16 protein-coding genes are annotated in these 22,225 nt (G+C 34.2%); all 16 read left to right on the forward strand.

Annotated elements, in window-relative coordinates; genetic code table 11:
• Positions 1-26: 26 nt before the first annotated feature.
• Positions 27-1,241, forward strand: coding sequence for a sugar MFS transporter (locus tag CLV00_RS06180; protein ID WP_099714310.1), 1,215 nt, complete (start codon positions 27-29; stop codon positions 1,239-1,241).
• Complete coding sequence (locus CLV00_RS06185; protein ID WP_099714311.1) at positions 1,238-3,103, forward strand: trehalase family glycosidase; 1,866 nt, start codon at positions 1,238-1,240, stop codon at positions 3,101-3,103. Before CLV00_RS06180 ends, CLV00_RS06185 begins: the two co-directional genes overlap by 4 nt.
• Before the next feature lie 70 nt (positions 3,104-3,173).
• The gene (locus CLV00_RS06190; protein WP_099714312.1) at positions 3,174-3,599 is read left to right on the forward strand and encodes a CBS domain-containing protein; all 426 of its coding nucleotides are present in this window, start codon (positions 3,174-3,176) and stop codon (positions 3,597-3,599) included.
• A gap of 159 nt (positions 3,600-3,758) precedes the next feature.
• On the forward strand, positions 3,759-6,047 hold the full coding sequence (locus tag CLV00_RS06195) for an NADP-dependent malic enzyme (protein WP_099714313.1): 2,289 nt from the start codon (positions 3,759-3,761) through the stop codon (positions 6,045-6,047).
• Positions 6,048-6,142: 95 nt separating this feature from the next.
• Positions 6,143-6,724 (forward strand): Holliday junction branch migration protein RuvA, encoded by a 582-nt coding sequence (gene ruvA / locus CLV00_RS06200; RefSeq protein ID WP_099714314.1) that lies wholly within the window; start codon positions 6,143-6,145, stop codon positions 6,722-6,724.
• A gap of 24 nt (positions 6,725-6,748) precedes the next feature.
• Entirely contained in the window at positions 6,749-13,897 is a 7,149-nt protein-coding gene (gene sprA, locus CLV00_RS06205; RefSeq protein WP_099714315.1) for a cell surface protein SprA, read from the forward strand.
• 93 nt (positions 13,898-13,990) lie between these two features.
• Positions 13,991-14,371: a glycine cleavage system protein GcvH gene (gcvH, locus tag CLV00_RS06210; protein WP_099714316.1), complete on the forward strand. Its 381-nt coding sequence runs from the start codon at positions 13,991-13,993 to the stop codon at positions 14,369-14,371.
• Positions 14,364-14,741, forward strand: a complete 378-nt coding sequence (locus CLV00_RS06215) for a VanZ family protein (protein WP_099716256.1) — start codon at positions 14,364-14,366, stop codon at positions 14,739-14,741. Before gcvH ends, CLV00_RS06215 begins: the two co-directional genes overlap by 8 nt.
• Positions 14,742-14,964: 223 nt before the next feature.
• Positions 14,965-15,708 (forward strand): deoxyribose-phosphate aldolase, encoded by a 744-nt coding sequence (gene deoC / locus CLV00_RS06220; RefSeq protein ID WP_099714317.1) that lies wholly within the window; start codon positions 14,965-14,967, stop codon positions 15,706-15,708.
• Between the two features lie 19 nt (positions 15,709-15,727).
• Positions 15,728-17,851, forward strand: coding sequence for a gliding motility protein RemB (locus tag CLV00_RS06225; protein WP_099716257.1), 2,124 nt, complete (start codon positions 15,728-15,730; stop codon positions 17,849-17,851).
• 82 nt (positions 17,852-17,933) lie between these two features.
• The gene (gene cyoE / locus CLV00_RS06230) at positions 17,934-18,836 is read left to right on the forward strand and encodes a heme o synthase (RefSeq protein ID WP_099714318.1); all 903 of its coding nucleotides are present in this window, start codon (positions 17,934-17,936) and stop codon (positions 18,834-18,836) included.
• A 2-nt stretch (positions 18,837-18,838) separates the two neighbouring features.
• Complete coding sequence (locus CLV00_RS06235; RefSeq protein WP_099714319.1) at positions 18,839-19,426, forward strand: cytochrome c oxidase subunit 3; 588 nt, start codon at positions 18,839-18,841, stop codon at positions 19,424-19,426.
• A gap of 42 nt (positions 19,427-19,468) precedes the next feature.
• The gene (locus CLV00_RS06240; RefSeq protein ID WP_099714320.1) at positions 19,469-20,446 is read left to right on the forward strand and encodes a cytochrome c oxidase subunit 3; all 978 of its coding nucleotides are present in this window, start codon (positions 19,469-19,471) and stop codon (positions 20,444-20,446) included.
• An 18-nt stretch (positions 20,447-20,464) separates the two neighbouring features.
• The gene (locus CLV00_RS06245) at positions 20,465-20,815 is read left to right on the forward strand and encodes a cytochrome C oxidase subunit IV family protein (protein ID WP_099714321.1); all 351 of its coding nucleotides are present in this window, start codon (positions 20,465-20,467) and stop codon (positions 20,813-20,815) included.
• 50 nt (positions 20,816-20,865) lie between these two features.
• Positions 20,866-21,531, forward strand: coding sequence for a hypothetical protein (locus tag CLV00_RS06250; RefSeq protein ID WP_099714322.1), 666 nt, complete (start codon positions 20,866-20,868; stop codon positions 21,529-21,531).
• 6 nt (positions 21,532-21,537) lie between these two features.
• Positions 21,538-22,224 (forward strand): SCO family protein, encoded by a 687-nt coding sequence (locus tag CLV00_RS06255; protein WP_099714323.1) that lies wholly within the window; start codon positions 21,538-21,540, stop codon positions 22,222-22,224.
• The last annotated feature ends 1 nt before the right edge of the window (position 22,225 follow it).

Below are 22,225 nucleotides of genomic sequence, written 5' to 3' on the forward strand. Positions count from 1 at the left end.
AATTCAACTCAAATAATAGGTAAAAGATGAAAAAAAGTACGGTTAAAATTGCCATGTATCTCAATTACTTTGTATTTGCGATTCTGCTGAACAGCGTAGGAATTGTGATACTAAAGGCACAAAAAAATTATGGTGTAGATGAATTGCAAGCCAGCGTTCTGGAAGCTTTCAAGGATTTGCCCATCGCCATAGTTTCGTTTTTAATCGCTTCATTTTTGCCAAGAATAGGATACAAGAGAGCTATGCTTATTGGTTTGGCTTTGGTTTCTCTGGCTTGCGTTAGTATGTATTTTGGGAATTCTTTCGGAACGGCCAAATTACTTTTTGCTACCGTTGGTGTTTCTTTTGCATTGATAAAAGTATCTGTGTATTCCCTTATTGGAACAATAACGGAGAATCAGCAGGAACACAATAGTTTGATGAGTAGTATTGAAGGTGTGTTTATGATAGGAATTGCATTAGCGTATTTCTTGTTTCCCGCTTTTAATTCAGATGCGGATCCAGATGCTTGGTTGAACGTATATTGGTTATTGGCTGCGATTTCGTTAGTCTCTTTTGGTTTTTTATTTTTTACCAAATTCGAAAATCAAACCGAAATTCCGGGCGTAGATTTAGCAGATGACTTTAAACAAATGTTCAAATTATTTGCAAAACTATTAACCATAGTTTTTGTAATCAGTGCGTTCCTGTTTGTAATGATTGAGCAGGGAATTATGTCTTGGTTGCCTACTTTCAATAGTAAAGTGTTGCATCTACCGGAGAACATCAGCATTATGATGGCAAGTATTTTGGCTATTTCATTAGCTGTAGGACGTCTTTTAGCAGGTGTAATTACTAAAAGAGTCAATTGGATTTGGGTACTTAGTTTTTGTATTGTAGCAGCTATGCTTATTGTGGTTTTTGTACTTCCTAAAACGGTTGGATTGGATGTCAAAGAAATCAATTCGCTTGGCGATATTCCTTTAATAGGATTTGCTTTTCCATTGGTAGGACTTTTTATTGCGCCTATTTATCCGCTTTTAAATTCAGTGGTTTTAAGTGCTTTGCCTAAAAAACTGCACAGTTCGATGACTGGTTTAATTGTAGTTTTCTCTGCACTTGGCGGAACTTTGGGCTCCAGGGTTATTGGTTATTTATTTAAAAACGAAGGGCCGGAAAACGCCTTTTATTATACTTTAATACCAATGTCGTTATTGCTTGTTTCTTTCTTTATTTTAAAAAAACTTACTGCTAAACAATGAAATTCTTACTGAACATAGACAAAGTATTCCAGGAACTATTGCTTCAAGAGGATACAGATAAGGACAAAAAAATCACTAAAGATGATAATGGCCCTAAAAAATTTGTTTTGGTTGACGAAACTACCAAACAACAGGAAGCGATTGTCGGGACGTATCATTTGTCAAATTTATTACAGGAATTAGCCCAACTTAAGGACACAAATTCAGGAATGGGTGAAGTTGATTTGAGTCGCATTCAAGAGAATCCAGTACAACGAATTTCAAGAAAAATCAAAGATGATTATTGGGAGGAACTGACTCGGACTATTGATAAAAAAGGATTGACACAAATTATTGAAGACGAAAAGACCTCCAGTGATGTAGCTACGCTCTATGTTTCTGCCAAAGACAAACAGGGAGTTACTTATTTTCAGGAATTGGAAAAACAATTGCCAAATTTTAAAGTCGAAATTCTGCCAGAAAATTATTCGGTGGAATATTTGGAAACTTTAAATGAAAAACCGGGAATTCTGGCTTTGGCTTTGGAACAAAAAATATACAGTCTGCAAGGCGTTCCCTTTGTGGTTCCTGGCGGAAGATTCAACGAAATGTATGGTTGGGACAGTTATTTCATAGGTGTAGGCTTATTAATTGATAATCAATTAGACAAAGCAATTGCGATTGCTGAAAATTTTAAATACCAAATTATACATTACGGAAAAATTCTGAATGCGAATAGGAGTTATTATTTGACAAGAACACAACCTCCGTTGTATTCCTCATTGCTAATAGAAATTGCCAAAAAGAAAATACCAAGTTTAGACTGGTTAAGAAGCCATTTGGAAACGGTTATTTTGGAATACAACACGGTTTGGATGGTTCAAGGAAACCGATTGATGCCAACGGGTTTAAATCGATATAAGGCTGATGGAATTGGAATGCCGTTTGAGGTGGAACCGGGACATTTTGATGATGTTTTAGAACCGTATGCTAAAAAATATAATTTACCTATTCGAGAATTCGAAAAACAATATTTGCAGAGAACGCTTGTTGATGCTGAACTGGATGTCTATTTTGTTCACGACCGAAGCATGAGAGAAAGTGGACACGACACGACTAACCGACTCATTAATACGTGCGCCAATTTGAATTCAGTAGATGTCAACAGTTTTCTTTATAAATACGAAAAAGATGTAGCTTATCTAATTGCTACTTATTTCGGGAACAGTTTTCAAGTTGGTGGTGTAGCTCATACTTCGGAAGAATGGGAGCAAAAAGCGCTTTTTCGTAAAGATAAAATTAATGAATTGTGCTGGAACGAAAAAGCAAGCATGTATTTCGATTATGATTTTGTGAACCATGAGCAATTTCCATTTGAAGCTGCAACAACATTTTTTCCTTTGTGGGCTGGGTTGTGTGATGAAAATCAGGCTAAAAAATTAGTCGAGGTAGCCTTGCCACAATTTGTGAAAACAGGCGGAATTACGGGAAGTACTAAGGCGAGTATTGCTAATGCTCCAGAAGAAGCGCCTCAACGACAATGGGATTATCCATTTGGTTGGGCACCGCACCAAATGTTGTTGTGGGAAGGATTGATTAAGTACAATTATTTGGATAAAGCACAAGAAATGGTCTACCGTTGGTTGTGGTTAATTACCAGAAATGCGGTCGATTATAATGGGACGATTCCGGAAAAATTTGATTTGGAAATCAGTTCACATAAAGTTTTTGCCGAATATGGAAACGTAGGGACTGAATTTGATTACATCGCAAAAGAAGGTTTTGGCTGGGTGAATGCGTCCTATCAATATGGATTGCAAATTTTGAATGCGGAATTAAAAGAGAAATTAGGAGAACTGATTTCTCCCGATGACATATTTTAGTACTGAAAAATATTTTTGTTATTTGAATGTATATTTTTTTTAACTTTATAATTCACTAAATGAATCAATTATGACAGTTAATCAAATTTTAAGCACTAAAGGAAAGGAAGTTTTTTCCATACTTTCCACTAACACTGTATACGAAGCATTGACAGTGATGAGCGAAAAAAACATCGGGGCAATTCTTATTATAGAAGATACTGTTCTCAAAGGGGTTTTGTCTGAAAGAGATTATGCTCGAAAAATTGTTTTGAAAGCGAAATCTTCAAAGAAAGCCTTTGTTCATGAAATCATGGAAACAGATGTGGTAACGGTAAGTCCATCGGATAATTTAGAGTACTGCATGGAATTAATGAGTACAAAAAGAGTTCGACATTTGCCAGTTCTGGAAAATGAAATTGTAATTGGGATTATCTCTATTAGTGACGTTGTAAAAGCCATAATCGAGATGCAAAAAGATACCATTCAACATTTAAACTCTTATATTACACAATAAAAAGAATCAAAAAAGTTATAATTATAAAAAGCTGCCGGTAGTGCAGCTTTTTTTTTGGAATCAAAATACGCTTGTTTTTATACAAAAGAATGGGGGAAAAGTCCTCTTTTTTTAAATCAAGAGCCCTATCTTTGTACGCTAGAATAAAATCTAAAAACAATGGACAAAAATAGCAAAAGAAGAGAAGCATTATTATACCACGCAAAGCCTACTCCTGGTAAAATTCAAGTAGTTCCCACTAAGAAATATGCAACACAAAGAGATTTATCTTTGGCATATTCTCCTGGTGTAGCTGAGCCGTGTTTAGAAATTGCCAAAGATGTAAACAACGTTTATAAATATACTGCAAAAGGAAATTTAGTTGCCGTAATCACAAATGGAACTGCAGTTTTAGGATTGGGTGACATTGGTCCCGAAGCATCAAAACCAGTAATGGAAGGGAAAGGATTGTTGTTTAAGATTTTTGCTGATATTGATGTATTTGACATCGAAATTGGAACAAAAGATATTGAAGAATTCATTCAAACGGTTAAAAATATAGCACCAACTTTTGGTGGTATTAATCTGGAAGATATTAAAGCACCAGAATCTTTCGAAATTGAAAGACGATTGGTCGAAGAGTTGAATATTCCTGTAATGCACGATGATCAGCACGGTACTGCCATCATATCATCGGCGGCATTGTTGAACGCATTAGAATTAGCAGATAAAAATGCAGAAGATGTAAAAATGGTCGTTTCAGGAGCAGGTTCTGCTGCTTTGGCTTGTGCCGATTTGTACGTTTTATTAGGAGTAAAAGTGGAGAATATATTAATGTTTAACAGTAAAGGAGTTTTGACAAAAGACAATCCTTCTTTGTCTCTTTTACAACAAAAATATGCCAAAGATATTAAACCAATGAGTCTTGAAGAAGCATTAGTTGGTGCTGATATCTTTTTAGGTCTTTCCACAGGAGGAATTATGTCTCCGCAAATGTTACTTGGAATGGCAGATAATCCTATCGTTTTTGCGATGGCAAACCCAGATCCGGAAATAGATTATAATTTGGCTATTGCAACTCGTAAAGATGTTATTATGGCAACAGGACGTTCTGATTTTCCTAATCAGGTGAATAACGTTCTTGGATTCCCTTATATTTTTAGAGGCGCATTAGATGTTCGTGCAACCAAGATAAATGAAGCCATGAAAATGGCAGCCGTTAAAGCATTGGCTTTATTGACTAAAGAATCAGTGCCTGAACAAGTAAATATTGCTTACGGAGCTACAAAATTAAACTTTGGAAGAGAATATATTATCCCAAAACCATTTGATCCACGATTAATAACTATTGTTGCGCCTGCTGTTGCAAAAGCTGCTATGGACTCTGGTGTGGCATTGAATCCTATTACGGATTGGAAAAAATACGAAGAAGAATTATTAGACCGTTTAGGGAATGATAATAAAATGGTTCGTTTGATTACAAACAGAGCTAAGATGGATCCTAAGAAAATTGTTTTTGCTGAAGCAGATCATTTAGATGTTCTTAAAGCAGCTCAAATTGTATTGGAAGAAGGTATCGGTTTCCCAATTTTATTAGGGAACAAAGAAATTATTTTAGAATTAAAAGAAGAAATTGGTTTTGATGCCGATGTTCAAATTATAGATCCTAAAATTAAAGAAGAGGAGGCGCGTAGAAATAAGTTTGCAAATACCTATTGGTCTTCCAGACAAAGACGCGGTATTTCCTTTTTGGACGCACAAAAATTAATGCGCGAAAGAAACTATTTTGCAGCAATGATGGTCAATGAAGGGGAAGCAGATGCTTTAGTTACAGGACATTCCAGAAGTTACCCATCTGTGGTGAAACCAATGTTACAGCTTATTGAAAAAGCGCATGGAGCCTCAATTGTGGCTACTACAAATATGATGATGACGGCTCGTGGGCCAATGTTTTTATCGGATACCGCAATAAACATTAATCCATCTGCGGATGATTTAGCTAAAATTGCTATTATGACTGCAAAAACAGCTAAAATGTTTGGTGTTGAGCCAGTAATTGCAATGATATCATTTTCTAATTTTGGATCATCAACAAATGAAAGCGCAGGAAAGGTTAGAGAAGCGGTAGCTTATTTGCATAAAAATCATCCTGATATGATTATTGATGGTGAACTTCAAGCAGATTTTGCATTGAATCCTGAAATGTTAAAAGAAAAATTCCCTTTTTCTAAGTTGGCAGGAAAGAAAGTAAACACTTTGATTTTTCCTAATTTAGAATCAGCTAATATCACCTATAAATTATTGAAAGAATTGAATAAAGTAGACTCAATAGGACCTATCATGTTAGGAATGGGAAAACCAGTTCACATATTTCAATTAGGTGCAAGTGTTGAGGAAATGGTCAACATGGCGGCAATTGCGGTGATAGATGCGCAGGAAAAAGGAAAGAAAAAAGCAAATTTAATTTAGTTTAATAAGCTATAAATTATAAGCGAAGTTAAATTGATGAATATGATAAAATTATGTGCTAATTTTATTATATTTGGTGCTATATTTAAGAATTAATGATAGCACATTTACAAGGAAAATTAGTAGAGAAATCGCCCACGCATATAATTATTGATTGTGGAGGAGTTGGTTATCATGTAAATATTTCTTTACATACATATTCTTTGCTTCCAAATACGGATTTTATAAAAGTATATACGCATCTTCAAATAAAAGAGGATGCGCATACACTTTTTGGTTTTGTGGAAAAGTCAGAAAGAGAGATTTTCAAGATGTTATTATCCGTCTCCGGAATAGGGGCAAGTATAGCACGAACAATGCTTTCTTCATTAGACCCAAAACAAATTACGAATGCAATTGCATCTGGTGATGTGGTAACCATTCAATCTATAAAAGGGATAGGGAGCAAAACAGCGCAAAGAGTAATACTGGATTTGAAAGACAAAGTATTAAAATTGTATGATTTAGATGAAGTTTCTATGTCGCAAAGCAATACAAATCGAGATGAGGCGTTATCAGCTTTGGAAGTTTTGGGGTTTTTACGAAAATCTTCAGAAAGAGTGGTAGAAAAGATTGTCAAAGAAGACCCAGAGGCTTCTGTGGAATCAATCATCAAGAAAGCTTTAAAAAACCTATAGAGGTATTCAAGTAACACGAGTTGTATGCATAAAATTTGTACTTTTTTGCTTGTATTATTCTGTGGTTTTGCATCGCAAGCCCAAGTAAATCAAGCAGCTCAGGATACCGTTAAAACTGGATTTTCTATTGGAAAAGTCCAGATGAAAAACCCAAAGAGTATTCTCTCAGCCTATACCTATGACCCTATAACAGACAGGTATATTTACACAAATTCTGTTGATGGATTCTCTATCAATTATCCTATTATATTGACACCAAAAGAATACGAAAAATTGGTTTTGAAAGAATCCATGCGCGATTACTTCAAAAAAAAGGTGGATGCTATTGAAGGAAAAAAAGAAGGCAGCGAAGAAGCAAAAAAAGATTTATTGCCAAGATATTACGTGAAATCAGGGCTTTTTGAATCTATTTTTGGAAGTAATACCATTGATGTAAAACCGACCGGATCCATAGAAATGGATTTGGGAATGCGTTATACAAAACAAGATAATCCCTCTTTTTCACCTAGAAATAGGTCCAATCTTTCTTTTGATTTTGATCAAAGGATAAGTATGAGTTTGATGGGAAAAGTGGGGACAAGACTTAATGTAAACGCTAACTACGATACGCAATCAACATTTGCTTTTCAAAACTTAATGAAGTTGGAATATGCGCCCTCAGAAGACGATATCATCCAAAAAATTGAAGTAGGAAATGTAAGTATGCCTTTGAACAGTTCTTTGATTCGAGGCGCACAAAGTTTATTTGGTGTAAAAACACAATTGCAATTTGGAAAAACGACCATTACAGGAGTTTTTTCTGAGCAAAAATCACAAACGAAAAGTTTAATCGCTCAAGGCGGAGGGACAATTCAAGATTTTGACATGTTTGCATTGGATTATGATAATGACAGGCACTTTTTCTTATCCCAATACTTTAGAAACAGATACGATAAATCATTAGTAAATTATCCATTTATAGACAGTAGGGTTCAAATTACCCGACTTGAAATTTGGGTAACCAACAAACAAAATAGGGTAGTCGCTACTAACAATAACCTCAGAAATATTATTGCACTTCAGGATTTAGGGGAAGGACAATTAAATGGTCTGACGGATAATGAAGTAGTTGTTTTGGATCCTATTCCTTCCAGTCCTCCTTTTTTTATTGCAGGACCGGATACTCCAACAGATAATAAAAACAATGCCTACAATCCTGAATTAATACAAGCAGGTGGTGGTTTATTGAATCCAAATATTCGTGAAATTGTAACTTCAAACTCAGGTTTTAATGTTACTGTAAGCGAAGGACAGGATTATTCTAAATTAGAAAATGCTCGAAAGCTGAATCCAAATGAATATACGTACAACCCACAATTAGGTTATATTTCATTGCAACAAAGATTGGCTAATGATGAGGTTTTGGCAGTTGCTTATCAATATACAATTGGCGATCAAGTGTATCAAGTGGGGGAATTTGGTAATGACGGAGTTGATGCAACAGTAGTTACAGGAAACAGTCCTTCAAATCAAGCCATTATTTCTCAAAGTTTGATTTTGAAAATGCTGAAAAGTAATTTGACCAATGTTAAAAATCCTGTTTGGAACTTGATGATGAAAAACATCTATCAGATTCCGGGTGCTTATCAAGTAAAACAAGAAGATTTTAGATTTAATATTCTTTACACAGATCCATCTCCTTTAAATTATATTACGGAAGTTCCGGGAAGTCCTTTTCCGCCGAATCCATTGCCTCAAAATGAAGTTGCCGAAACGCCTTTGTTAAAAGTATTTAACTTGGATAAATTAAATTATAACAATGATCCTCAAGCTGGAGGTGATGGTTTTTTTGATTTTATGCCCGGCTTAACGATGGATGCCCAGTACGGAAGAATTATTTTTACTACTAAAGAACCATTTGGAGAATTATTGTTTTCGAAATTGTCAACTGGAGGAGAAAGTTATAACAATACCGGTTCTTATAATGAAAATCAAAAGAAATATGTGTTTCGCAGTATGTACCGAAACACACAATCTGGAGCTTTACAGGACAGCGATAAAAATAAATTTTTATTAAGAGGAAAATATAAATCATCTGGTGGAGACGGAATACCTATTGGTGCTTTAAATGTGCCGCAAGGTTCTGTTGTGGTTACTGCTGCAGGTAGAGTTTTAGTTGAAGGAATTGATTATAGTGTAAATTATCAATTGGGAAGAGTTCAAATTTTAGATCCGTCACTTCAAGCTTCTAATACACCTATCGAAGTGTCATTGGAAAATAATTCCGTTTTTGGTTTACAAACCAGAAGATTTATGGGTGTAAATGTGGAACATAAAATTTCGGAAAATTTCTTGATTGGGGGAACTTTCCTTAAGATGACAGAAAGACCATTTACTCAAAAATCAAGCTTTGGTCAGGAATCAGTTAACAATACTATTTTTGGTTTCAATACTAATTTTTCAACCGAAGTTCCTTTCTTGACTCGATTGGTCAATAAATTACCAAATGTAGATACTGATGTGCCATCTAATCTTTCTGTAAGAGGAGAAATTGCTTTTTTGAAACCTGACACTCCAAAAGCAGATCAGTTTCAGGGTGAGTCTACCATTTATGTAGATGATTTTGAAGGTTCACAGTCTACTATTGATATGCGTTCACCGTATGCTTGGAGTCTGTCATCAACACCGGAAAGAAATACCATGAGCACGTATGATTTCAATGCGAATGCAAATGATTTGAGTTATGGATTTAAAAGAGCCAAACTAGCTTGGTATTCTATTGATCCTATTTTTTATACTCAAAAGCCAGCAGGAATTTCAAATCAAGATTTATCCTTCAACAATACCAGAAGAATTTTTAGTGAGGAATTGTATCCTTTGACAGATATTGCACAAGGACAGTCTCAGGTTATAAATACATTGGATTTAAGTTATTATCCTTCTGATAGAGGTCCGTATAATAACAGTTTGAATTCGGCTACAAATCCAAGAGATAATTTTGGAGGAATTATGCGATCATTAAATTCGACTAATTTCGAACAAGGAAATGTTGAATATATTCAGTTTTGGGTACTAGATCCTTATGTAGGAAACGGTCAGGTGCAACAATCTAATACGGGAAAAATTTATTTCAATTTAGGTGAAATATCTGAAGATGTTTTGAAAGATGGAAGAAAACAATATGAAAACGGACTTGGGCCTGATCAGATATTGGTAAATCCACAGCCATTATGGGGAGATGTTCCGGCTTCACAATCACTAATTTATGCTTTTGACACTAATGTAGCAAACAGAACGAATCAAGATATTGGTTTGGATGGTTTGGCTAATGGCAATGAAGGAGCTGTATATACAAATTTTGCCTCAGAGTTAGATCCTGCGGCAGATGATTATACGTTTTATTTGAATGCTTCCGGAGGGATTTTGGACCGATATAAAATGTATAACGGTACTGATGGAAACTCTGCAGTTGATATTAGTGACCCAAACAGAGGATCAACAACTGTTCCTGATGTAGAGGATATCAACAGGGATAATACCATGAACACAATTAGTGCGTATTACGAATATAGTATTGATGTACAGCCAAACATGAATGTAGGGGAAAATTATATTACTGATATAAGAAATACCCAAGTGACTTTGCCAGATGGTTCAACTACTGATGCGAGATGGCTGCAGTTTAAAATACCGGTTTCACAACCCGAAAACACGATAGGAAATATTTCTGATTTTAGATCGATTCGTTTTATGAGAATGTTTATGACAGGTTTTAGTGAAGAAGTAACCGTTCGTTTTGGTGCGTTGGATTTGGTGCGAGGAGAATGGAGACGCTATACCAATACGCTTGATTTTAATGATACTAATGTTGCTGATGATGATACTAATCTAGATGTTTTAGCGGTTAATGTTCAAGAAAATAATGAGAGATGTCCAATAAATTATATTGTTCCTCCAGGAGTGCAAAGGGAGCAATTATACAACAATAATACAGTTATCAATCAAAATGAGCAGTCGTTAGCATTGAGAGTATCCGGAAACGGATTAGAACCAGAAGATTCCAGAGCAGTTTTTAAAAATGTAAGTATAGACATGCGTCAATTCAAGAAACTGAAAATGTTTTTACACGCAGAATCATTGCCAAATGAAGTTGTGCTGCAAGACAATCAAATGGTTGGATTCATCCGTTTTGGAAATGACTTTACTCAAAATTTCTATCAAATTGAAATTCCTTTAAAAGTGACGAGTCCAACTTCTGCTTCAAATACAGATTGTTCTCCTTTGAGCGCCGAGGAAGTTTGGCCAGAAGAAAATGAGATTGATTTGTCATTGGCTTTATTGACAAAATTGAAAATTCTCGCAATGAGTATTAATCCTAGTACATTGCCATTGGATGGTATTTATTATCCGGATAATGATCCGGCAAATACGGAAGGTGACGGAAGTGATAGATTACGATTGGGTATAAAAGGGAATCCTAATTTTGGATTAGTGCGAACGCTGATGGTTGGTCTAAAAAACAACGAATCCCGAAATGATATCAAAGGAGAAGTTTGGTTTAATGAACTGCGCTTAGCGGATATGGATAATCAAGGCGGGATGGCAGCTGTACTGAATGTTGATACAAATTTAGCTGATTTTGCTACAGTTTCTGCTTCAGGTAAAAAGAGTACTATTGGTTTTGGAACTTTAGAACAAGGACCAAATGAAAGAAACCGTGAGGATACAGAACAATATAGTATTGTGACTAATGTGAATCTTGGTAAATTATTGCCTCCAAAATGGCAAATTAATCTGCCTTTCAATTATGCTATTGGCGAAGAAACCATAACTCCGGAATATGATCCTTTTAATCAAGATATCAAGCTAAAACAATTGCTTGCTAATACAGCTGATCAGAACGAAAAAGACAACATCGAAAAAAGAGCTATTGATTATACAAAACGTAAAAGTATAAACTTCATTGGGGTTAGAAAAGACCGAAGCCCAGAACAAAAACAGCATGTGTACGACCCGGAGAATTTTACTTTTTCTCAGTCATTTAATGAAGTGGAAAGACATGATTTTGAAATTGAAGATTATGTAGACCAGCAGGTAAATACATCGGTGGACTATGCCTATACTTTTAAACCAAAATCAGTAGAGCCTTTCAAGAAGACAAAATTCATGAAAAAAAGTAATTATTGGAAATTGTTAAGCGATTTCAATTTTAATTATTTGCCTTCTAATATATCGTTTAATACCAATATCATCAGACAATACAACCGTCAGCAATTTAGACAGGTAGATGTGGAAGGAATTGGGTTAGATCCTTTGTATCGAAGAAATTTTGCGTTCAATTATCAATATGGATTTAATTTTAATTTGACTAAATCTTTAAAATTAAACTATACGGCTTCTTCCAGTAATATTGTAAAAAATTATTTGAATGAAGACAATGAACCTATCGAAACTTTTACAATCTGGGATAGTTATTGGGATATTGGAGATCCAAATCAGCACATGCAGCAATTGGTTGTGAATTATGAAATTCCAATCAATAAAATTCCATTATTTAGTTTTGTCAAAGCTAATTATTCTTATACTGGAGACTATAGCTGGCAACGTACTTCTAATGCATTGTCTCAAATAGAAATTGATGGAAACAGTTATAATTTAGGGAATACGGTTCAAAATGCGAGTTCAAATAATTTGAATGCAACTTTAAATATGGATATGTTGTATAAATATTTAGGGCTAACAAAAAATGCAAATAAAACAGTTCCAAAACCTAAAACAACCGCTCCAAAACCAGGTGAAAAAATAGTAAATACAAATGCTAATCAAGTACCAAAAAATAATGAATTTGTAGATGGTTTTATTGGAGTTTTAACCAGTATTAAAAACATCCAAATGAATTATACCTATAACAGCGGTACGGTTTTACCTGGATATACGCCAAGTGTAGGGTTTCTAGGTTCGTCAAGACCGTCGTTAGGATTTATTTTTGGAGCACAAGACGATGTGAGATATGAAGCTGCCAAAAATGGTTGGTTAACGAACTATCCTGATTTTAACCAAAATTTTTCTCAGGTAACCAATAAATTATTTAAAGCGACCGCAAATGTAGATTTGCTGCCGGATTTAAAAATTGATTTGTCATTAGATCGTGCTTATTCTGAAAATTCTTCGGAACAGTATGATGTTATTGACGGGGTTTATAACCCTAGATCTCCATATGATACAGGTATTTTTTCAATTTCTACGGTGTTGATAAAAACGTCGTTTTCGACTAGTGATGAAAATTCATCGGTTGCATTTGATGATTTTAGAATGAACAGACTTACGGTAGCCAATCGATTAGCTACACAACGAGGAATTGACATTACTAATCCGGGTAATTTGGACCCAGATGGATTTCCGATAGGTTATGGAAAAAACAATCAGGCAGTATTGTTGCCTGCGTTTTTAGCAGCTTACTCAGGCGGAAATGCTTCAGATGTTTCTCTTGGGATTTTTAGAAGTTTCCCAATTCCAAACTGGTCGATAAAATACAATGGTTTGATGCGTTATGGACTATTTAAAAAGAATTTCAAACGTTTCTCTTTGCAGCATAATTACAGGGCTTCTTATACGATAAATGCGTTTAGATCAAATTTTGAATACGACAAAGATCCAGAAGGAAAGGATGCGAGTGGTAATTTTTTCAATCAAACGATAATGTCAAATATAAACTTGGTTGAACAATTTAATCCGTTGTTGCGAATGGATTTTGAATTGAAAAGTTCCTTAAAAGTATTGGCCGAAATTAAAAAAGACAGAGCATTATCCATGAGTTTTGATAATAATTTGTTGACAGAAGTTAAAGGAATAGAATATGTGGTAGGATTGGGTTATCGTTTCAAAGACGTAATTTTCTCTTCCAGACTGGCAGATAATCCAACAGGAATAATAAAAAGTGACATCAATTTAAAAGCAGATGTGACTTATAGAAACAATCAAACGATTGTTAGATATTTAGATTATGACAACAATCAATTGGCTGGAGGACAAAATATATGGTCTTTGACAGTTAAAGCAGATTATGCTTTTAGTAAAAACCTAACGGCTATTTTCTATTATGATCACTCTTTTTCAAAAGCAGTAATATCTACTTCTTTTCCGTTGACAAATGTTCGTTCCGGAATCACACTTCGTTATAATTTTGGGAATTAATTTTTCTAAAAGGGAACAATTTTGAATAGAAGATTATTACATTTGTGGCATAAAATTTAAATTATCAATAAATAATTATCAATTACAATTTATATGAACATACCAGTAAATTTAAAGTACACTAAAGATCACGAATGGGTTAGTATTGATGGCGATACTGCAACTGTAGGAATCACTGATTTTGCACAAAAAGAATTAGGAGATATCGTATATGTTGAAGTTGAAACTTTAGACCAGACTTTAGACAAAGATGAGGTTTTTGGTACAGTGGAAGCAGTTAAAACTGTTTCTGATTTGTTCCTGCCATTAACAGGTGAAATTATTGCATTCAATGATGCTCTTGAAAGTACTCCTGAAAGTGTTAATTCTGATCCTTATGGAGCTGGATGGATGATCAAGATAAAAATTGCAAATATGGCAGAAGTAGATGATTTATTATCTAGTGATTCTTACAAAGAACTTATTGGTGCCTAAACAAATATATTTTTTGGCCGCTTTATTATGGGCTGGAGTTATTGCTTTTTTTTGTTTGATTCAGCTGAATAATGTTCCGCTGGGAGAGGTTTCAAATCTGGATAAATTAGTGCATGTCTTTTTTCATTTTGTTTTAACGATACTTTGTTTTTTGTTTGTTCAAAAATATACAAATGCGATAAACAGTTTAAAACCCATACTAATTTCTTTGCTGTTTTCTGTTTTTTTTGGAATAGGTATTGAAATAGCTCAAGAATTATTTACCACTACCAGGCATGCAGATGTATTTGATGTTTTAGCAAATTTATCTGGTGCAATTTTAGGAGTAGCAGTTATTATTTTATTTGATTTGAAAACAAAATTCACATAAAATTCAATTTAAATAGAGTCCCACTTTGGTGGGACTTTTTTATTTTATAGCATTCAGAAACACGAATGTTTATTTAGTTTAGTTTGTCTTTTTTTAAAAAGCATGTAAAAACTTCAGTTCTAGCGTTAAAAATACAAAATAGTGAAATTTTATAGTAAACTTATGTGCATATAAAATGTATTTTTGTGCGTGATAATCTACTCTAATTAAGAAATCAAAGCGCATGAATATCAAGCAATATTTAGATTCTACCTATTTAAAAACGGCAGAACAAGCGGGACTCAGCGAAAAAGAAAATACTTTGGTTGTCAAAGGATTTATCCAAGAAGCAATCGAGGAGCATTTTAAGCTTATTATGATTCGTCCTAATATGGTTTCTTTGGCAAAAAAAATGATACTAGAGGCAAATTCAGTTGTGGCAATAGGAACTGTAATTGATTTTCCGGAAGGGAAATCTTCATTAGAAAATAAACTTAGCGAAGCTCTTCAGGCGATACATGATGGTGCTGATGATTTAGATTTTGTGTGCAATTATGAAGCTTTTAAAAGAGGAGAAATAGCTTTGGTGAAAGAAGAAATTCTGAAATGTACTCAATTGGGTTTAGATAATAATAAGGTAGTAAAGTGGATTATTGAAGTGGCGGCTTTAAGTGATAAGGAAATTATCCAGTTGTCAAGTTTGATAAAAAATGTAATCGTTTCTAATTTTAAACAAGAGCTTTTCGCATCGGTTTTTGTGAAGTCCTCGACTGGATTTTATAAAACAGAAAATAATTTGCCAAATGGCGCCACTATTCCTTCAATAATGATGATGCTCGAAAATGCATCGCCCCTTCCGGTGAAAGCTGCAGGAGGCGTAAGAACGTATGAAGAAGCGGTTAAGATGATTCAATTGGGGGTTAAAAGAATAGGTACATCAGGTGCAAAAAGTATTGCTAACGGACAAAATTCACATAATGAATATTAAATTCACAAAAATTATAAACATGAAAAAAGGGTTGCTGGCTTTATTTTTATTTTCGTTTTCCTTTTTTGCATATTCCCAAGATTTCAATACGACTTCAGTACAATCTGGTAATTCGGCGGAGCGATTTCCTGTTTTTCCTGATTGTGTAAATTTGCAATCGAAAGTGCTTGAGAATTGCTTTTACAGTCAAGTTCAGGATTTTGTTTTTCAAAATTTCCAAGTTCCGGATGATTTAAAGCAAAATAATTTTAAGGGGAATGTAAAAGTTCTTTTTGAAGTGGACAGTAATGGTGTTTTTAAAGTGATTTATGTTGATGCTGTTGATGAGACGTTGATAAAAGAAACAAAAAGGGTTTTTGGTACATTTCCAAAAATAGAACCGTCTACCTATAACGGAAAACCTACCTATTCTAAGTTTACCATTACTATTGCCATACCTTTAAAAAGTAGAGCGGAAATCGAAGCAGAAGCTTTGGCGAAAGCCGAAATAGTTTCAAATAATAAACCGAAGCTTACTGAATTGGACAGTATTGTGTATAAAAAGTTTGCTAATCCGGAGTTTGAAAGCCATTTGAATGTTCCTTTTTCGCACAGTTACTATGCACAGTTTGATGGCTCTTTAAATCAAGTGGGAAGTAATAATCACACGGCTTCAAAGCCATATACGTATGCTGAGGTTTCAAAATATTACGACTTGAAAGCCGTTAATGAAAAGATAAAAAAGAAAGCTTCCGGTTGGTGGGCAAGAAAATTATGGAATGAGAATACTGTTGAAATTCAGGGCGAAGGATATTGGTTTACATTAAATCCTATACTGGATTTGCAGGTTGGTAAAGATTCAAAAAGTGAAGCCTCTTACAGTTATGTAAATACGCGCGGAATCAATTTTAGAGGAGGATTAGGCAAGCAGCTTAATTTTTCTACCACGGTTTTTGAAAGTCAAGGACGCTTTGCGGATTACTTCAATCGTTATGCGGAATCTATCAAGCCAGCGGGAGGAAATCCTGCTATTATTCCTGGGATAGGGATTGCCAAAGATTTCAAAACAGATGCTTATGATTTTCCTTTGGCTGAAGCCAATTTGACTTTTACGCCTAGTAAATATTATGATTTACAATTGGGTTACGGTAGAAATTTTATTGGTGATGGATACCGTTCTTTGTTAGAAAGTGATGGTGCCAGTCCGTATCCTTATTTTAAATTGAATACTAATTTTTGGAAAATAAAATATACTAATACCTACATGTGGCTCAAAGATGTTCGTCCTGAGGTAACATTAGAAAGAACATACGCTACAAAATTTATGGCAAATCATTATTTGAGTTGGAACGTTTCGAATAAATTGAATCTTGGTTTCTTCGAGTCGGTGATTTGGACCAATACGAATGACAGAGGATTTGATGTGAATTTTGTGAATCCAATTATATTTTATCGTTCGGTTGAATTCGCTTCTTCGGCAAGAAGTGGAAATGCAGTTTTAGGATTGACATTTAAGTACAAATGGAGCAATCAAATCAATTTTTACGGACAGTTTATTCTGGATGAATTTTCTCTTGGAGACATCAAAGAAGGAGACAATAGTTGGAAAAATAAGTACGGGTATCAGTTAGGTGTTAAATATTACAATGCTTTCAAAGTTGATAATTTACTGCTGCAATTAGAGTACAATCATGTGCGCCCTTATGTGTATTCTCATAGCATGCCAATCACAAATTATGCGCACAACAACCAGAGTATCGGACATCAATGGGGAGCAAATTTCAAGGAATTTATTGCTATTGCCCGTTATCATAAAGGAAGACTTTTTGCTGATGCAAAAGTTACTGTGGGGACTCGAGGATTTGATTTTGATACCGCCGAAGACGGTTTTAATTACGGAGGAAATATCTATAAGGATTATGATGAAAACAGAGCTCTTGATAGTGGTGTAAAAGTAGGTCAGGGAAATAAAACGGCTGTTTTTATAGCTGATTTTCAAGGAGGGTATTTAGTGAATCCGTCGACGAACCTGAAACTTTTTGGAAGTTATATTTACAGAAGTTTTGATCCTGCAAAAAACACCGCAACCACTTTCACTGAAAGCACTAATTGGTTTACTTTAGGATTGAGAGCTGATATTTTTAATTGGTATTTTGATTATTAATCTTTTTGTGAATTGTTTTTTGTCAAATCCCTTTTGATACACTACTTTTGCAAAAGTTTTTCAAAACAAACAAACTCTAGTATTGAACGCAACACAAAATACATTTTCATTAAAATCCATTTATATTGATTTCCGAGAGATCACTAAGGCGCGTTTAGCTATTAGTGTCGTGTTTTCGTCTATCGCGGGATTTATGCTTGGGATTTATGATTTGCATTCATTGGATTGGATGGTTTTGCTAAAATTGGCAGTTGGTGGCTATTGTATGGTAGGAGCATCAAATGCTTTTAATCAAGTTATCGAAAAAGATTTAGATGCCTTGATGGATAGGACTAAAAATCGTCCCGTTCCGGCTGGCAGAATGTCTCAGACTACGGCTTTGATTATAGCGAGTCTTTTAACAGTTGTTGGAATTGCATTGTTGTATACAATCAATCCAAAAACTGCTATGTTTGGCGCCGTTTCAATATTTTTATATACAAGCGTTTATACTCCTTTGAAAACGATGACTTCATTGTCTGTTTTTGTTGGTGCTTTTCCCGGGGCAATTCCTTTTATGTTGGGTTGGGTTGCGGCAACAGGAGAATTTGGGATAGAAGCTGGAACCTTGTTTTTAATTCAGTTTTTTTGGCAATTTCCCCATTTTTGGGCAATTGGGTGGTTTTTGTATGAAGATTATGAGAAAGCCGGTTTCTTTATGTTGCCTACAGGTAAAAAAGACAAAGGGACAGCCTTGCAGATTATTTTATATACAGTTTGGTTAATTTTAGCGTCACTTTTACCAGTTTTGGGATATACTGGTCGTTTGTACATGACGCCAGTTGCTGCGATTGTTGTATTTTTACTTGGATTATGGATGCTTTTTTATGCTGTTCGATTATACAAATTAAGAACTGCAAAATCGGCCAGAACTTTAATGTTAGTTAGTGTTTCTTATATTACATTGTTACAATTGGTTTATATATTTGATAAATTTTTAAGATAGTTATGGAGATGATAATGACAACTGAGGAACAAAAATCTAGAACTGCAAGATCATATAAGTTGATTTTGTTGTTTGCAATGGTTAGTATGACTATGATGTTTGCTGGGCTTACCAGTGCTTTTGTAGTGAGTAAATCCAGAGCAGACTGGTTGAAGGATTTTCAATTACCAATAGCGTTTTATTACAGTACTGCAGCAATAATAGGATGTAGTGTTGCTTTTCATTTGGCTAAAAAAGCGATTCAGAAAAACAATCAAAGTAAAACGACAATTTTTCTTTTGACTACATTAGTTCTAGGAATATTGTTTGTAATTTTACAGTTCGTAGGATTTGGTCAAATAGTGGATAATGGGTATTATTTCACCGGAAGTGGAAGCTCAATAACCACTACTTTTTTATACGTTGTTACGGTTGTGCACTTGATTCACCTTGCTGGTGGCGTGATTTCACTTCTAATTATAATTTATAATCATTTTAAACAAAAATACAATTCATCTCAAACCCTTGGAATTGAACTAGGTGCAATGTACTGGCACTTTCTTGACTTATTGTGGGTTTATTTGTTTTTGTTTTTATATTTCTTTAAATAAGAAAAAAACGTAAATTTGGGAACTTTTTAACGAATAACTTTTATGGAAGCGACAGTTACTACTGCAAATAGTGAAGAAAAAACTTGGGGAGGCGGCAATGAGCCAATGGGAGCAAGTTATGGCAAATTAATGATGTGGTTTTTTATCGTATCGGATGCTTTAACGTTCTCTGGATTTTTAGCAGCTTACGGTTTTTCTCGATTTAAATTTATTGAAACTTGGCCATTGGCCGATGAAGTGTTCACTCACTTTCCATTTATGCATGGAGTATCTGCTCCGATGTATTATGTGGCATTAATGACTTTTATTTTGATTTTTTCATCTGTAACAATGGTTTTGGCTGTTGATGCAGGTCATCAAATGAAAAAAAACAAAGTAGTTATTTACATGTTCCTGACCATTATTGGTGGTTTGATTTTCGTAGGATCTCAAGCATGGGAATGGAAAAATTTCATCAAAGGTGAATATGGTGCTATTGAAACAAAAGGAGGAAGTTTACTTCAGTTTGTGGATAAAGAAGGTAACCGTGTTGCTTTAGCTGAGTTTGCAGCTACTTTACCTGAAGAAAGAGAACAATTGACAAGAAGTAAAGGAAAATGGTTTATGGATGAACCAAGCTTGCCTTCTTATTCAGTTGCTGAAGTTCAAGCAGGTTTCAAAGCGCATCCTGAACTTTTAATCAGAACTGAGGTAATAACCAAAGAGAAGAAAAAAACAATTCTTTCAAGAGAAGAGTCTGAATTAAGATTGAGCCAAGCACATTATGTTGTTGAAGGCGCAAACTTGAAAAGAAACGAATACGGAAGTAAATTATTTGCTGACTTCTTTTTCTTTATCACTGGATTCCACGGATTCCACGTTTTTTCTGGAGTAATCATAAATATTATCATATTTTTTAATGTGTTAATTGGAACTTACGAAAAAAGAAAAAGTTATGAAATGGTAGAAAAAGTGGGTCTTTATTGGCACTTTGTCGATTTAGTTTGGGTATTTGTATTTACAGTTTTCTATCTAGTTTAATTTCAAAAAGTAATTATCATGTCACACGAACACGTATCTAATATAGGTAGAATCTGGAAAGTTTTCGGAATATTATCTGCCGTTACTATTGTTGAAGTTTATTTGGGTATTTTGAAACCAGATTTTCTTTTCATGAATGATTTTTTAAGTATGAACTTACTTAATTGGATATTCTATGCTCTTACTATTTTTAAAGCCTATTACATTGTATATGCATTTATGCACATGGAAGGTGAAAAAAGTTCTTTAAGAAGTGCAGTTGTTTTTCCAGTAATTTTTCTGATATTATATTTACTCTTCATTCTTTTGACAGAAGGGGATTATATTTATGAGGTTTTTAAGAATTCTACCATAAAATGGAATTTTTAACAAGATATTAATTCAAAAAGAGGGTACGCATTGCGTACCTTTTTTTATTTTTGTACTTTAATAAGTATCATTACAATGAAAAAAATATTGTCCTTTTCGTTCTTTTTATTTTACCTATAGTTGCCTACCTTTTTTTTGCTTCAGGTGTCAACGGATTTACTAAATTACCAACAATAACTCCTAATACTGCTGATTTAGGGAATTGGCAATCTTTAGACGGTCAAAAAGTTAGTTTGAATGGCAAAGTAACTATTCTCGGTTTTATGGGTACTGAGCTTTTAAAAAACAGAGGAAATCTTTTCAATTTAAATCAAAAAATTTATCAAAGGTATCATGAGTTCAAAGATGTTCAGTTTGTGATGATTTGTCCAACCGGAACTGAAAAAGATGCTAAAAAAGTGGTCGATGCTTTGGGCGCTTTTACTGATGTTGCCCAGTGGCGATTTGTATTCGCACCTACGGAAGAAATTAACGCCTATTATTCCCAATTAAAATTAGTGGAGAAATTAGATGAGAATTCTGGTACGCCAAAAGTTTACATTATTGATAAAAAACGAAATCTTCGCGGTCGAAAGCTTGTTAAAGATGCTAAAGAAGGGTATAGTACATTTCACCCGGCGGAGTTAAGTAACGAAATGCTGGATGATTTTAAAGTCATTCTTTATGAATATCGTGCAGCCCTTAAAAAGAACAATAACGCCACCAGAAAAATTTAATATTTTATGTTCAAAAATAAATCATACATAGGAATCTCTTTTATTATTTTGATTTTTGGGATTTATGCAGTTCCAAAAATAGTAGAGAGAATTAAAAACGATAAAGTGGTTCAAGGGGATAGATTAGACAGTGTTAATCCAGTAACTGCAGAAGAAGGGCAGTTAATTAAAATAGGTCCTGCACCTAAATTCGAATTAATAAATCAAGATAATAAGAAAATTACTAATGAAACGTACAAAGGGAAAGTGTATGTTTTAGAATTTTTCTTTTCTACCTGTCCAACGATTTGTCCAAAAATGAATGAAAGCATGTTGGTCTTGGAAAAGAGTTTTTTTGGAAATCCTAATTTTGGAATTGTTTCTATTACTATTGATCCAGAACATGACACGCCACAATTATTAAAAGAACATGCGAATTTTTTAGGAGTAAAATCGTCTAATTGGAATTTTTTAACTGGAGACAAAGCCTATATTTTTAATTTAGCCAATAAAGGTTTTAATCTTTATGCTGGTGAAAACAAAAAAGTTGCCGGTGGTTTCGAGCATTCAGGATTGTTTGCATTGATTGATAAAAATGGAAACATCCGTTGTAGAAATGATGATTTTGGAAATCCAATTTTATATTATGATGGTTTGGATAAAAAAGGAGTAAGAAACATTCAACAAGATATTAATATTTTATTAGAAGAATAAT

The sequence above is a fragment of the Flavobacterium sp. 11 genome (assembly GCF_002754315.1).
GTDB lineage: Bacteria > Bacteroidota > Bacteroidia > Flavobacteriales > Flavobacteriaceae > Flavobacterium > Flavobacterium algoritolerans.